We start from the raw sequence: 13,690 nt of genomic DNA on the forward strand, positions 1-13,690 counted from the left end.
TTCCGCCGGCTCGCCCGGGGCGAGGCCTCGGCCCCGCCGCTGGACCGGCTCGACGCGGCGCTCGCCGCAGCGCTTGATCCGCGCCTCGCCGACCGGAGCGACGTGGACGAGCTTCCGCTCTGGATCGTCGCGCTGCGCGGCGCGCTCGCCCGGCATCCGGGCCTGTTCGGCGCGCCGGCGCCGGTGGGAGGCGTCGCGTGATCAAGGAGCTCGACCTGTTCGGCGTCTACGCCCCGCCGCTGCTGCTGCACCTCGCCGTCGCCTTCGCGCTCTGGCGGCCGCTGCGGATGGCGCTGGAGCGCCTCGGCTTCTACCGGCTGGTGTGGCGGCCGGCCCTGTTCAATCTTGCGGTCTACGTGATCACGCTCGCGGGCGTGTGGGCCGTGCTGTCATGAGGAGACCGGCATCATGCCGTCGCTGACGAGCGGGCTTCGGGTCGCCTTCACGCTGCTGGCGCTCGCCGCCGCCGCGCTGGCGGGAACGTGGCTGTGGCGCTCCTACGTCTACGAGCCCTGGACCCGGGACGGGCGCCTGCGCGCCGACATCGTGCGGCTGGCGCCGGACGTGGCGGGGCAGGTCTCGGAACTCAAAGTGCGCGACAACCAGCAGGTCCGGCGCGGCGACGTGCTGTTTGTGGTGGACCGGGAGCGCTACGCGCTCGCGCTCGAACTCGCCCGCGCGGTGGAGGCCGGCCGCGCCAGCGATCTGGAGCAGCGCCGGCGGGAGTCCGAGCGCCGGGAGCGCCTCACCTCCAGCGCCGTGTCGGAGGAGACCCGCGAACAGGCCCGCGCCGCAGTGGCGGCGGCGGACGCGGCGCTCGGCCAGGCGGTGGCGGAGCGCCGGACGGCGGAGCTGAACCTCGCCCGCACGGAGGTGCGCGCGCCGGTGAACGGCTACGTCTCCAACCTGCTGCTGCGCCCCGGCGACTACGTTACCGCCGGCAAGCCGGTGATCGCGCTGGTGGACAGCGACAGCTTCTACGTGGCCGGCTATTTCGAGGAGACCAAGCTGCGGCTGATCCGCGAGGGCGACCGGGCCGTGGTGCGGCTCATGGGCCACCCGGAGGATCTCGGCGGCCACGTGGAGAGCGTCGCCCGCGCCATCGCCGACCGGGACAACGTCGCCGGCGACGACCTGATCGCCAACATCAATCCGAGCTTCGCCTGGGTGCGGCTCGCCCAGCGGGTGCCGGTGCGCATTCGCCTCGACGCGCCTCCGGCCGACCTGCGGCTGACCGCCGGCCTCACCGCCACCGTGGTGGTGGAGACGCGGACGCCGTGACGCGCAGAACGGCGTCTCAGGCTGAGAAGCTGACCACGATGCGCGTGCCCGGATGGGTCGGGTCGCGCTCCATCTGCGAGCGGATGGCGGCCGCCATGGTGCGCACGATCTTCTTGCCGAGGCCGGTGCCGGTGGGAGCCGAATCCTCGGCGAAGCCCACGCCGTCGTCCTCCACCGCGAGCGACAGCAGCGCGCCCTTCTGCACGAGGCGGATGCGCACCTCGCCCTCCACGCCGGGGGCGTAGGCGTATTTGAAGGCGTTGGTCACCAGCTCGGTGACGATGACGCCGAGCGACACCGCGCAATCGGTGGCGACCTTCACCGGCTCCGCCCACACGATCACCCGGTGCGGGCGATCCGCGGTGCTGAGCGAGCTCTGAAGCTCCTCCGCGAGGCCGCGCAGATACTCGTCCATGTCCACGTTGCGCACGTCGTCGGAGGTGTAGAGCCGGCGATGGATCTGGGCGATGGCGACGATGCGGGCCTCGGTCTCCCGCAGCATGTCCCGCGCCGGGCCGTCGGGCAGCGCGCTCGCCTGCAGGTGCACGAAGGCGGAGACGAGCTGCAGGCTGTTGCCCACCCGGTGGTTCACCTCGCGCAGCAGGGTCTCGGCCCGGTCCCGCGCCTCCACCACGGCGCGCTCGGCGGCTTCCTTCTGCCGGCGCATCTCCACATGCTGGATGGCTTGGGCCACGGCGGCGCGCAGCAGCGCCAGGAACTCGCCGCCCACGTCCTTGATGACGTAGTCGATCGCGCCCGCCTTCAGCGCGGCGATGGCGATGCGGCTCTCGTCCGAGCCGGTGACGTAGACCACCGGCGGCGCCTCCGGCAGCGCGCCGATCGCGGGCAGGATGTCGAGGCCGGTCTCGCCGGCGAGGTAATGGTCGAGCGCGATGGCGCCGAAGGGGCGCGCCGCGAGCTGGTCCAGCGCCTCCGCGCAGGTCGCGACCGCGGTCACCTCGTACCCGGCGCGCGCGAGGTCCTTCGCCACCAGGCGGCGCAGGCCTTCGTCGTCGTCGATGTAGAGGATGGCGCGCGGCGCGGTGTCCGGCGCGGACGATGGCCTCATGCGTCGGGCACCTGCATGACGGAGATGAACAGGCCGAGCTGGCGGATGGCGGTGGCGAAGGTGTCGTAGTCCACGGGCTTGGTGATGTAGACGTTGCAGCCGAGATCGTAGCAGCGCTGGATTTCGACCTTGTCGTCGGTGGTGGTGAGCACCACGACCGGCGCCCGCTTCAGCCGCTCATGCTTCTTGATCACGCCGAGAATGTCGATTCCGGTCATGTCCGGCAGGTTGAGGTCCAGCAGGATCAGCAGCGGGCCGGCCGCGGAGACGTCGGACTGGAGGAAGGCCAGCGCCGAGGTGCCGTCCGCGAAATGGCGGATCTCGTTGTTCACGCCGGCGCGGCGCACGTTCTTCTCGATCAGGCGCGCATGGCCCTCGTCGTCCTCGATCATGACGATCACGACCGGACGCTGGTTGTTGGGCATGGTCACGAGGCCTCGTTCTGCTGCGGGCGGTAGACCGCCGGAAAGGTGAGGAAGAAGGTCGAGCCCTTTCCGGGCTCGGATTCGAGCCGGATCGTGCCCCCGAGCCGCCGGACGCTCGCCCGCACGAAGGCGAGGCCGAGGCCCTCGCCCGGCTGGTCCTGCGCACCGGCGCGGCGGAACAGCTCGAACACCCGCTCATGATCCCGCGGGTCGATGCCGCGGCCGTTGTCCTCGATCGCGTACTGCACCTGCGGCCCGAGACGCTGGCCGCGCACCACGATGGCGCCGGGGCGGGAGCGGTCGAGATACTTCACCGCGTTCTCGATCAGGTTCTGCAGGATCTGCTCGAACGACATGCGGTCGGTGACGAGCGTCGGCAGGCCGGGGGCGGCGGTGATGCGAGCGTTGGCGGCCTCGGTCTGCTGGTGGAGGGTGCGGGCGATGGCGACCACCATCTCGTCCACCTTCACCGCCTCGGGCGTGATGACCCGGCGGCCTTCGCGCGACAGCCGCAGGATGGCGTTGATCAGCCGGTCCATCTTGGCGGTGGAGGTGCGGATGAAGCCGATCGCCTCCGGCAGGTCCTCGTTCACCGCAAGCCGCGCGTCCGCGTCCAGCAGGTCCGGCGCCCGCTCCGCCACCTTGTCGATCTGGCTCTTGAGAGTCTTGCCCGCGGCGTCGAGCTCGGAGGTGAAGCCCATCACGTTGACGAGCGGCGCCCGCAGATCGTGGCTGACGATGTAGGCGAAGCGCTGGATCTCCTCGTTGGCGCTCACGAGCTCCGCGGTGCGCTCGTCCACCGCGCGCTCGAGCCCGGCGTTGACCTCGGCGAGCTCCGCATGGGCCTGCTCGATCGCCCGGCCCTGCCGGCGCACCAGCAGCTGCGCCACCAGCGCGAGCGCCGCCGCCAGCAGCAGGCCGATGGTGACCACCACAAGCTGGAGCTGCGCCAGCCAGCCCGCATAGGCGAAGCTCTCCTCGAACCGCCTGGTCTCGACCTCGACCATCTTGTTCGACAGGCTGCGCATCAGGTCCATGGCGTCGCGGCCGCTGTCGCCGCGCACCACCTCGAGCGCCTCGTCCCAGCGCCCCGCCTTGCTCAGCTCCACGGTGTGCGCCAGTTCGGCGAGCTTCGCGTCGAGCGAGCGGATCAGCGTCTCCACGTCGTCGCGCTGGGACTCCGTCGCCGCCCGCGCCCGGAGCGCCGCCACCTGCGCGTCGCGCCGGGGCACCGAGAGGTCGTAGGGGCGCAGATAGCTTTCCCGGCGGGTGAGCAGGTAGCCGCGCTGCCCGGTCTCGGCGTCCTGGGCGATGTCGAGCAGGCGGCGCACGTCGGAGCGGAACTCCAGCGTGTCCGCCACCTGCCGGTTGAACACGGCGTTGCGCTGCGCGACCCAGATGGACGAGCCGCCGACCACCGCCAGCGCGCCGAAGCCGAGCGCCAGCAGCAGAATCTCGTTCCGCCCCGCTCGCCTGTCCGTCTGGGTGTCCGCCATCGCCGCCTCACGACGCCGGGCCGCGCCAAGGATCCCGCCGCGAAATGCGGCATCCGGGATTCCACTTTCCCAACCATGGTCATGACGCGCGGCACGCCGTGCGTCCAGCGCGAAAACCCGCGCGGGCCATGTCATACGCAGGCAAACAGCGACAAACTTAATTGGCGATGGTCAGCCCGGCGGAGCCGGCGCGGTCGAGCGTCTTGCGCCGCGCGTCCACCGCCTTCCAGTTGAACCGCATCCGCACCCGTCCGTTGGCGAGCCGCCGGGCGCCCGGCAGCGCCCGCGCGCCCACGCCCCCCGGCGCGCCGAAGGTCGCGACCGGAACCGCGCCGGTCACGGGATAGCCGCGGGCGGCGAGGATGGCGCGCACGCGCACGCAATAGGCGACGGAAAGGTGGGAGTAGCGGGTCTCGCCATGGCCGGCGCGGTACTTCATGACCGTGCCGCAGATGTCCTGCCCCGTCAGCCGCCACGCCTGCGCCAGATAGCGCACGCCGTAGCCCACATTGACGCCGGGATCGAACAGGCCGGGAAGCGCGCCGCGGTAGCCGAGCATCTGCGCCGTGGACGGCAGCACCTGCATCAGGCCGATCTCGCCGACGCCGCCCACCGCCTTGGGGTTGAACCCGCTCTCGACCTCGGCCACCGCCTCGGCGAGTTCGGAGGGCACGCCGTGCTCGGCGGCGGCGGCCACGATCAGCCGCCGGATCGCGGCCTCGTCGGGCGCGGTCGTCTCCGCCGGAGGCGCGGCGTCCGCAGGAGCGGGCGTCTCGGCCTGAGGCTCCGCCCGGACGGCGGACGCGCCGAGAACCGTCAGGCACAGGAGGCTTGCGAGAACCGGAAACAGACGCATGACCGATCGGCTGCTGGGCGTCCGCCCGGACGCGGGATCGGCGGAGCAGGCGCGTGCTCCGCCGATCCAGTCTAGCGCCGCGGTCAGGCGATGTCGAAGTCGCTCCGCGACAGGCTCGACACGCCGTCGAGATAGGCGATGAAGCGCTCGCCGCCCGAGCCGAAGCCGTCAGCGTCGTAGTAGAGGCCGTGGTTTTCGGTGTCGAACAGGAAGGTGGCGTTGCGGGAGACCGGGTCCGCGCCGCGGCCGACCACCAGATCAAAGTCGTCCGTCAGGTTGGTGAAGCCGTCGGCGGCGAACTGCAGCAGATCGACGCCGCGGGTGAAGTCGAGCACCCGGTCGCCGCCCTCGGCCGCGGAGTACCAGCGGAAGGCGTCGACGCCCGCGCCGCCGGTGAGCTGGTCGCGGCCGCTGCCGCCGATCAGGACATCGGCGCCGTCGTCGCCGAACAGGCGATCGTTGCCCGACCCACCTTCCAGCCGGTCATTGCCCGAGCCGCCGCCGATGTAATCGTTGTCCGCGCCGCCGAGCAGCTTGTCGTTGCCCGAGCCGCCCTCGATGCGGTCGGCGCCGAAGCCGCCGTCGATCGTGTCGTGGCCGGCCTCGCCATAGAGCTTGTCCGCGCCGTCGCCGCCATAGATGCGGTCGTTGCCGATGTCGCCATAGATGGTGTCGCGGCCGGTTCCGCCGCTCAGCGAATCGTTGCCGGAGCCGCCGTCGATGATGTCGTCGCCCGCGTCGCCGCGGATGATGTCGTCGCCGGCGTAGCCTGAGAGCCTGTCGTTCGCGAGGCCGCCGTTGATCGTGTCGCGCCCGCGCAGCAGGTCGGCGATGAACAGGTCGGGACGACCGTCGATCGCGACGGTGTCGTAGTAGTCCTCGAGCGAGTAGGACAGATTGTCGTAGCGCGCCACGAGGTCGCCGTTCGGATCGTGGAGGACGATGTCCGTGATCAGCCCGTCGACCGGAGCGTTCGACGAGTCATAGGCGAAGTTCCGGCCCGCGAGCGTGAGGCGATAGCCGTCGTCGCTCACCAGCGAGGTCCGGGTGGACGTGCCGTAGTCGAAGGCGGCGTCCGGGTCGAACATGTTCACGAGCCGGAACCCGTCCACGATATCGTCGCTGAGCGTTACGGTCGCCATCGGCGCTCCTCGTTCTGGTTGCGCGCGCCGCGACCGATCGCGACGCGCCGTCCCTCAACAACCGAGAGTGCCGGCGATTCCTGATGATGGCGTGACGAAAATGGGGCCGGGGCGGCCTCAGTGGTTAAGGCCGTCTTAAAGCGCGCGTCAGGCCCGCGCCAGCAGCCGCCCCAGAAGGCCGCGGCCGCGCGGGGCCTTGGCCGAGCGGGCGTCGAGCGCCGTCCGAAGCGTGCGGATTTCGGCCCGGAGCTGCGGGGCGGAGGGCGTGAACCAGTCGATCGGCTCGTCGTTCACGTCGTTGAGGGCCCAGCGCGCCTCCGCGTCCGCGAGCGGCGGCCGCTTGGCGCCCGGCGCCAGCTTGTGGCCGAGATTGCCCCGCTGGGTGTGGTCGTCGAACTCGGCCCGCGACCGGGCGCCGAAATAGGCGAGGGCTGCGGGGGCGTGCACGATCCGGGCGCTGCGGCTCTTGCTCTCCTTGCCGTCGGGACGGACGTCGGCCGCGAAGGGGGAGCCGTCCGCGTGCACGTAATGGCCGCGCGTGTAGGCCACATGCACACCTGGCCGGCTGTGCAGGCTGCGGCGGGCGAGCGACTTCACCCAGAAATTGGCGTCGTGGCGGGGGGCCGCGCCGCGGCGAAAGCGCTCGGTCACCGGCGCGTCCACATAGGCGCGCTGGCCCGACGAGCCGAAGGCGCGGCGGTTCAGAACCACCACGCCGACCGACGGATCGAACCGCGCCACGAAGGCGTCCAGCGACAGGCCGTCCTCCAGATGGACGAATTCGTCGAGATCGCAGAACAGCACCCACTCGGCCCGGCTCTCGGCCACGCCGCGCCGGTAGGCCTCGATGGTGGGGGCGTGCTTGACGCAGTCGGCGTCGAGCACCGTCCCGGCGCGGATCGCGCCGATCTCCGCGAGGCCCTCCAGCAGCGCCGGCGTGCCGTCCGTGCTCTCGTTGTCGTAGATCAGGATCTCGGCGGCCCCGAGACGCCGGTGATGGGCGACCCATTCCAGAACGTGGCGCGCCTCGTTCCGGACGATCGCGACGATCGCCACCTTCTCGCCCGCAGGCGACACATCCGGCATCGCACATCCCCCCAAAAAACGTCACACGTCCACGCCAAAGCCGCCGCGCGCTCCAATCGAGCGCCGGCGCCATCCTGGTCGTCCCCCCACCGCCACGTCCCGCGCCGGCCCTCTTGATCGGAGCCTGTCCGCGACGACGCGCCTTGCGCCCGGACGTGTCCGGACCATGCGCCAGACTACAGCGCCGTTAGCCTTTCGCCAAAGACTTCGTGGCATCCTTCCGGGACCGATCCCGTGCCCGGACGAGCCGACATGACCGTCTCCACCGCCCCGCGCCTTCACGTCGCGGGCTTCCGTTTCGACCGCTGGACCGTCGTGACGGCCCTCGCGCTCGGCCTCGCCGCGCTGCTGCTGGCGGCGCTCGCCTTCCGCATCCTCCAGGACCACGGCGGCGCAAACTCCTACGCGCTGCTGGCGGACGCCTTCCTGCACGGCCGCTTCGACAGCCCGCGCTGCTTCGACGCCGACTGCGCCGCCTTCGAGGGCCGCACCTATGTGATCTTCCCGCCGGTGCCGGCGCTGGTGGCGACGCCGCTGGTGGCGCTCGCCGGGCCGGACGCGCCGGGCTTCCTGGTGCTGGGCGCGCTGCTGTTCGCCATCACGGGCCTGACGTGGAACGCCATCGCGGTCCGGCTCGGGCTCTCCGCCGAGGCGCGGCTCTGGGCCGCCCTCGCCTTCCTGTTCGGCACGCCCGCGATCTTCGTGGCGCTGCGCTCGGACGGGGTGTGGTTCTTCGCCCAGTCGGTGGGGCTGACGCTGGTCAGCATCGCGCTGCTGGCGAGCCTCGAACGGCGGCTGTGGCTCGCGGGCGCGCTGCTCGGCCTCGCCTTCCTGTCCCGGCAGATGGCGCTGCTGCTCGCGCCCTTCGCCTTCGCGCTGTCGCGCCCGAAGGACGCCAGGCTGATCGCCTTCGACCGCGAGACCATCGCCGACGCGCTCAAGATCGCCGTCCCGATCCTGATCGCGATCGCCGCTTACTGCCTCTACAACTGGCTCCGCTTCGGCGCGCCGCTGGAGACCGGCTACCGGTTCATCGGCGACTTCCCCAAGCCGGAAGACCGCAACTTCATCACCAACCGCATTCTCGACATCGGCCTGTTCGCGAAGGACTATCTGGTCTTCAACGTGGCCTACATGTTCCTGCAGGGCTTCCACATCGAGTTCGGCGGGCCCTACATGACCGAGATGCTGCGCATGGACGGCAGCGGCACCTCGATCCTCGCCGCGAGCCCGTTCGTGCTCTACGCCTTCTACGCCCGCGCCGACGCCAAGCTCGTCATCGGCCTGTTGGTCGCGGGCGCCATCTGCGGCGTCACGCTGTTCTACCACTCCAACGGCTTCTCCCAGCAGAACGTGCAGCGCTATGTGCTGGACTGGCTGCCCGTGATCTGGCTGCTGCTGCTGGCGGGCGCCTTCACCGGCGCGCCGGAGAAGATCGCGGAGCGGCTGAAGCCGTTCAAGCTGCTGACCACCTACGCCATCGGTCTCAACGTGGCCGCCTTTGCGGTCGCCGCCGCCACCAAGGCGCACGCCAACTGAGGTCGCCCAGCTGAGATCTGCTGAAGCGCACATGCGCTCGCCCCGCCGTGACCGGCGGCGGGGCGGACACGGCCCGCTCCCGCTCCATGTACTGGCCTCGAACCGCCGCGCCAGAACGGAGCCTCATCCCCCATGCGCATCACCCTCGCCGCCAGCCTCGCCGCCCTGTCGGTCCTCACCGCGCCTGCCGCCCACGCCGCCGACCGCACGCCGCTGTGGGAGGTGAGCGGGCTGAAAGAGCCGGAATCAGTGCTGCCCCACGCCGAGGCGAACGTGCTCTACGTCTCGCAGGTGGCCGGCGACTTCCGCGCCAAGGACGGCGTCGGCTTCATCGCCAAGGTGTCGCCGGACGGCAAGCTGATCGACGCCGAATGGATCAAGGGGCTGAACGCGCCCAAGGGCCTGGCGCGGGTCGAGGGCCGGCTCTTCGTCGCCGACATCGACGAGCTGGTGGAGATCGACATCGCCAAGGGCGAAGTAACGACCCGACACAAGGCCGAGGGCGCGGTGTTCCTGAACGACGCGGTCGCCGCGCCCGACGGGCGGGTGTTCGTGTCCGACACCGCCACCAACACGCTCTGGGTTCTGGCGGACGGACGCTTCTCGCCCTGGCTTAGCCACGAGGGCCTCAAGGGGCCGAACGGCCTGCTCGTCGAGAACGGGCGGCTGGTGGTGGCCGCCATCGGCCGGCTGCCGAAGGACGGCGACGGCGGCGCGCCCGCCAATCTGGTCGCCGTGAATCTGGGCTCGAAGGCGGTGAGCGACCTCGGCGACGGCCGCCCGGTGGGCTTCCTCGACGGGCTCGCGGCGCTCGGCGGCGGGGCCTATCTCGCCAGCGACTACGGCCGCGGCCCGGTCTACCGCATCGCCTCCGACGGCTCGTTCGCCATCGTGGCGAGCTTCCCGCCCGGCACGGCGGACCTCGCCTACGACGCCGGCAAGGGCGTCGCCTACGTGCCCCAGTCCAAAGAAGGCAAGCTGACCGCTCTGCGCCTGCCCTGAGGGGGGCGGCTCGGGGGCCGTTCGAGGCGGACCTTGCGGTCCGCCTCCCCCTCACCCGGCGCTTTGCGCCGACCTCTCCCCGCCGGGGAGAGGTGAAGAGCCCCGTTCCGGGCGTCGCGCGTTTGCCCGGATAAGCGAAGACGGCGCCGCCTCGTCACCTCTCCCCGGCGGGGAGAGGTCGGAGGTCCAGCGGACCTCCGGGTGAGGGGGCTCACCGCTTAAAAGAAGCCAGCGCGACGGGCGTTCAGCGCCAGGGGTAAGACAGCGGGGCCTCGCGGAAGCCGAAGCGGTCGATGTGGCGGACGACCACGTCCATGGCCGCCTCCAGATCCTCCGCCGACGCGGCGTCGATGGCGATGTCGAGCGCGTCCGGCTCCGCGGCGAGCCGCACCACCGCGTCGTTCAGCAGCACGATCCGGGCGGTGTCGCCGTCCTTCTCCACCGTGAGCTTGTGGCTCCAGTGGCTGCAGAGCTGCGCCAGATAGCGCGCGGCGTGGGCGGTCGGCGTGCGGGCGGAAGCGGAAACGGCCATGGCGGGCTCCTTCGGGCGGCCCCCACGGGGGGCATGTGACAGGGCGGCGCGAAACGGCTCATGCGTCAGAACCGCACCTGCGCGGTGGCGAGCAGCGCGCGGCCGGGCTCGAACAAGGGCGTGACGTTGGCGAACTCGCTGCCGTAGGAGGCGCGCCGGGCGTAGGTCTCGTTGAACACGTTCCGCAGGTCGAGCCTGAGCGTGGTCTCGTACCTTCCCTTCGGCCGGTGCTCGACGAAGACGTTGACGATCTCATAGGCCGGATAGGGCCGGTAGCGGCTGGGGCCGCCGGCGGCGCCGAGCGTCTTCGGATCGATCGCCGTCCGCCGGTAGGCCGGCGTGATCTCCACGTCGCCGCCGACGGTCAGGTTCCAGTCCGTGAAGGTGTGGGCCGCGGCGAGCGTCACGACGCCGCCGACCGGGGTCGCGATGTAGTTGCCGGTGTCGGTGTCCGCGGGGCGGCCGTTCAGGGACACGGCCACATGGGCGTAGCGCACGCGCACGAAGCCGGTCTCCCATTCATACGTCGCGCCGAGATCGAAGCCGCGGGTCTCCACGCGGGGCGCCCAGACCGCTCCGGGGACCGCCGCTCCGCTGTAGGGGTCGTGATAGGTCGCCAGATATTTGGCGTTGCGGGCGTTGTCGATGCGGGTGCGGAACAGCGAGCCGTCCAGCCGGACGCCGCCGTGCTTGAGCGCGAGCCCCACGGACGCGTTGTCGGCCACCGTGGCGCGCAGCCGCCCGCCCGCGCCGTCGTCATAGACCCAGGCCGGGTTCATGATGAAGGTCTCGGCCAGCGTCACGCCGCCCCAGACATGGGAGTAACCGGCCTTGGCTGTCAGGAGGTTCGGGATCAGGTCGTACTCGCCCGAGGCGTTGCCGCTCGCGCCGCCGTGGCGCACGCGGGCGCCCGTGGTATCGTTCGCGCCCCGGAACCACTGCTGGTCCAGCCGGCCGCCGAAGCTGAGGCGCAACCGCTCCACCGGCTGAAGGCGCGCCTGCGCATAGGCCCCCATGGTGGTCATGCGCTCGCCCGAGCCGTCGATCGGGTCCCTCAGCCGCGCCGCGTCGTGGCGGAAGCTGACGCCGGCGGTGACCGAGCCCAGCGAGAACGCGAAGGCGTTCTCGGCCCGGCCGTTCAGCGTGGTGGTGAGGCCGGCGCTGTCGCGGCTGTAGACGAAGCCCATGCCCGGAACCCGCGCATAGGTCGGCACCTTCACCTTGGCGGCGCCGTAGGCCAGCACGACCTTGGGGTCGAGCCAGCCGTCCGGCGCCGTGCGGCTGTAGTTCAGCACCGTGTTCTGCCGCTGGTAGCGGTAGGGGCGCACGTCCGGCTCGGGGATCTCGGTCGGCGGCAGCTCGCGGTCCACTTTCGTGGCGTTGGCGCGGAACGGGCGGATGGCGTCGTCATAGACGTGGTCGTGGCTCAGCTCGAAGCGGTGGCCCTCGCCGCTCTCGTAGCCGAGCTTGGCGAGGCCGCTGACGAGATTGGTCTCGGTGCCGCGCACCCGGTCGCCGCGGCCGTTGTCGTAGTCGCCGCCCTGCGCCCAGTTGAGATAGCCGAGCGCCTCGAAGCCCTGCCGCTTGGCGAAGGCGGTGACGGAGCGGCCGAACGTGGCGCCGTTGGCGTTGAAGGTGGCCTTCGCGGCCCCGCCATGGCCGTCGGCGTCGTGGCCGAGGAAATCGGCGACGTCCTTGGTCTCGTAGGCGATGGAGCCCGCGAGCGCGCCGAAGCCCGCGTCGGCCGGCGCCGCGCCCGGATCGACCCGCGCCTGCTTCAGCAGGCCGGGATCCACATAGGTGGTGGCGTTGTGGTGGAACACCTTGTTGTTCTGGGCCGCGCCGTCGATCGTGACCGCGAGATTGGTCTCCTCGAGGCCGCGCACATAGACCTTCTGGGACAGCGGAATGGAGGAGCCCACCTGCACGCCGGGCTCGCCGCCGAACAGGTCGCCGAGGCTCTGGGGATTCTTGCGCGCGATGTCGGCGGCGCTCACCGTGAAGGCGCCGGGCGCGGCCACGGGCGGCTCGGCGTGGGCCTCGCCGGTGACGGCGATCTCCTCGAGCGCGGTGGCGTCGCCCGCAAGCGGCTCCGGCGCATTCGCCTCGTCGGCGGTGCTCAGCACCGCAGTGCGCGGATCGGTGAAGGCGTAGACGTAGCCCGAGCCCTCCAGCATCCGCGCCAGCGCGTCCTCCGCCGACAGCCGGCCCGACACCGCACGGCTGTGGACCCGCAGCCGCTCCGCCCCCCGGCGCGCCACCTGCACGCCGGTCAGGCGGGTGAAATCGGCCAGCGCCGCGAGCAGCGGCTTCGACGGGATGTCGATCGCGTGGATCGCCGCGCGCGCGTCGTCCGCGCCGGCCCGAACCGTCGAGGCGACGACGGCCGTCGACACGCAGCATGCGAGCAGCGCCGCCCTCGTCGTCTCGTTCATCGCTGGCCCAGCTTCCCCGTCACGCGACACGGCCATCTGAGAGAACGGGCGAGCGCGGCCAACCCCGTAAAAAAAGTCAGCGGTAAATGACGGTGGCGAAACCGGGCGCGGTCGCGGTCTTCAGTCCGAGCGCCGAGCGCATGGCGGCGAGCACCGCCTCGGGCTCGTCGGCGCTGAACGAGCCCGACAGCCGCATCTCGGCGATGCCGGCGCCGGCGAACACCACCCGCCCGGCGGTCATGCGCCCGAGTTCGCCGGCCACCGCACGGAGCGGAGCGGCGTCCAGCACCAGCAGGCCGCGCCGCCAGGCGAACAGGGTGGAGGGATCGCCGGTCTCCCGTGGCCCGAGACGGCCGTCCGCGCCGAGCTCCAGCCGTTCGCCGGCCGCGAGCGCCACCGGCGCCTGCCGATCGCCATGGGCGGCGGCCAGCACCCGGCCGTGGCCGACCGCCACGCTGCCCGCCACCGCGTCGACCTCGAAGGCGGTGCCGAGCGCCCGCGCCTCCAGATCCCCCGCATGGACCACGAAGGGCCGCGCGGAATCGGGCGAGACCTCGAACCAGACGCGGCCGCGCAGCACCACCACGTCGCGGGCGGCGGCGCTGAACTGCGTGCGGATGGCGGTGTCGCCGTCGAGCTGGAGCCGGGTGCCGTCCTGAAGCTGCGCGGACAGGCGCTCGCCCGGCCGGGTGGCGTAATCGGCGAAGGCGCGATCGATCAGCCCCACGTCGCGCCACACCGCGACGCCCGCGAGCGAGGCGGCGGCGAGGCCAGCCAACGCCACACGGCGCAGGACCGCGCCGAGGCGGCCATCGTCCGCCGTCCGT

At 71.7% G+C, this 13,690-nt stretch carries 14 protein-coding genes; 5 read left to right on the plus strand and 9 right to left on the minus strand.

Annotated features, from left to right (window positions below):
- From ACFQ4O_RS09685 to ACFQ4O_RS09695, 3 genes are all read left to right on the plus strand, one after another.
- A partial coding sequence (locus tag ACFQ4O_RS09685; RefSeq protein WP_378775487.1) for a hypothetical protein occupies positions 1-201 on the plus strand: 201 nt, incomplete at its 5' end.
- On the plus strand, positions 198-395 hold the full coding sequence (locus tag ACFQ4O_RS09690) for a DUF1656 domain-containing protein (protein ID WP_378775488.1): 198 nt from the start codon (positions 198-200) through the stop codon (positions 393-395). The genes ACFQ4O_RS09685 and ACFQ4O_RS09690, both read left to right, overlap by 4 nt.
- Before the next feature lie 13 nt (positions 396-408).
- Positions 409-1,281, plus strand: a complete 873-nt coding sequence (locus ACFQ4O_RS09695) for an efflux RND transporter periplasmic adaptor subunit (RefSeq protein ID WP_378775489.1) — start codon at positions 409-411, stop codon at positions 1,279-1,281.
- Between the two features lie 16 nt (positions 1,282-1,297).
- On the opposite strand, the gene ACFQ4O_RS09700 is transcribed toward ACFQ4O_RS09695, so the two are convergent.
- The 6 genes from ACFQ4O_RS09700 to ACFQ4O_RS09725 all read right to left on the minus strand — a co-directional run bounded on the left by ACFQ4O_RS09700 (position 1,298) and on the right by ACFQ4O_RS09725 (position 7,355).
- Positions 1,298-2,350, minus strand: coding sequence for a sensor histidine kinase (locus tag ACFQ4O_RS09700; protein WP_378775490.1), 1,053 nt, complete (start codon positions 2,348-2,350; stop codon positions 1,298-1,300).
- Positions 2,347-2,775: a response regulator gene (locus tag ACFQ4O_RS09705; RefSeq protein ID WP_378775500.1), complete on the minus strand. Its 429-nt coding sequence runs from the start codon at positions 2,773-2,775 to the stop codon at positions 2,347-2,349. The genes ACFQ4O_RS09700 and ACFQ4O_RS09705 overlap by 4 nt, the downstream gene beginning before the upstream one ends.
- A gap of 2 nt (positions 2,776-2,777) precedes the next feature.
- Positions 2,778-4,271 carry a sensor histidine kinase gene (locus tag ACFQ4O_RS09710; RefSeq protein WP_378775491.1) on the minus strand — a complete coding sequence of 498 codons (1,494 nt, stop codon included), beginning with the start codon at positions 4,269-4,271 and terminating at the stop codon, positions 2,778-2,780.
- 157 nt (positions 4,272-4,428) lie between these two features.
- Positions 4,429-5,127, minus strand: a complete 699-nt coding sequence (locus tag ACFQ4O_RS09715; protein ID WP_378775492.1) for a lytic transglycosylase domain-containing protein — start codon at positions 5,125-5,127, stop codon at positions 4,429-4,431.
- An 83-nt stretch (positions 5,128-5,210) separates the two neighbouring features.
- Positions 5,211-6,269, minus strand: coding sequence for a calcium-binding protein (locus tag ACFQ4O_RS09720; protein ID WP_378775493.1), 1,059 nt, complete (start codon positions 6,267-6,269; stop codon positions 5,211-5,213).
- A gap of 147 nt (positions 6,270-6,416) precedes the next feature.
- Complete coding sequence (locus ACFQ4O_RS09725; protein WP_378775494.1) at positions 6,417-7,355, minus strand: glycosyltransferase family 2 protein; 939 nt, start codon at positions 7,353-7,355, stop codon at positions 6,417-6,419.
- A gap of 252 nt (positions 7,356-7,607) precedes the next feature.
- On the opposite strand from ACFQ4O_RS09725, the gene ACFQ4O_RS09730 reads away from it, so the two are divergent.
- Both ACFQ4O_RS09730 and ACFQ4O_RS09735 read left to right on the plus strand, forming a co-directional pair.
- Entirely contained in the window at positions 7,608-8,894 is a 1,287-nt protein-coding gene (locus tag ACFQ4O_RS09730; protein ID WP_378775495.1) for a hypothetical protein, read from the plus strand.
- A 132-nt stretch (positions 8,895-9,026) separates the two neighbouring features.
- Positions 9,027-9,896: an SMP-30/gluconolactonase/LRE family protein gene (locus tag ACFQ4O_RS09735; protein WP_378775496.1), complete on the plus strand. Its 870-nt coding sequence runs from the start codon at positions 9,027-9,029 to the stop codon at positions 9,894-9,896.
- 244 nt (positions 9,897-10,140) lie between these two features.
- On the opposite strand, the gene ACFQ4O_RS09740 is transcribed toward ACFQ4O_RS09735, so the two are convergent.
- From ACFQ4O_RS09740 to ACFQ4O_RS09750, 3 genes are all read right to left on the minus strand, one after another.
- Positions 10,141-10,428, minus strand: a complete 288-nt coding sequence (locus tag ACFQ4O_RS09740; protein WP_378775497.1) for a DUF2218 domain-containing protein — start codon at positions 10,426-10,428, stop codon at positions 10,141-10,143.
- 65 nt (positions 10,429-10,493) lie between these two features.
- Positions 10,494-12,863 carry a TonB-dependent receptor gene (locus tag ACFQ4O_RS09745; protein ID WP_378775498.1) on the minus strand — a complete coding sequence of 790 codons (2,370 nt, stop codon included), beginning with the start codon at positions 12,861-12,863 and terminating at the stop codon, positions 10,494-10,496.
- 76 nt (positions 12,864-12,939) lie between these two features.
- On the minus strand, positions 12,940-13,690 hold a 751-nt coding region (locus ACFQ4O_RS09750; RefSeq protein WP_378775499.1), incomplete at its 5' end, for a FecR family protein.

The sequence above is a fragment of the Methylopila musalis genome, assembly GCF_042679725.1.
Classification (GTDB): domain Bacteria; phylum Pseudomonadota; class Alphaproteobacteria; order Rhizobiales; family Methylopilaceae; genus Methylopila; species Methylopila musalis.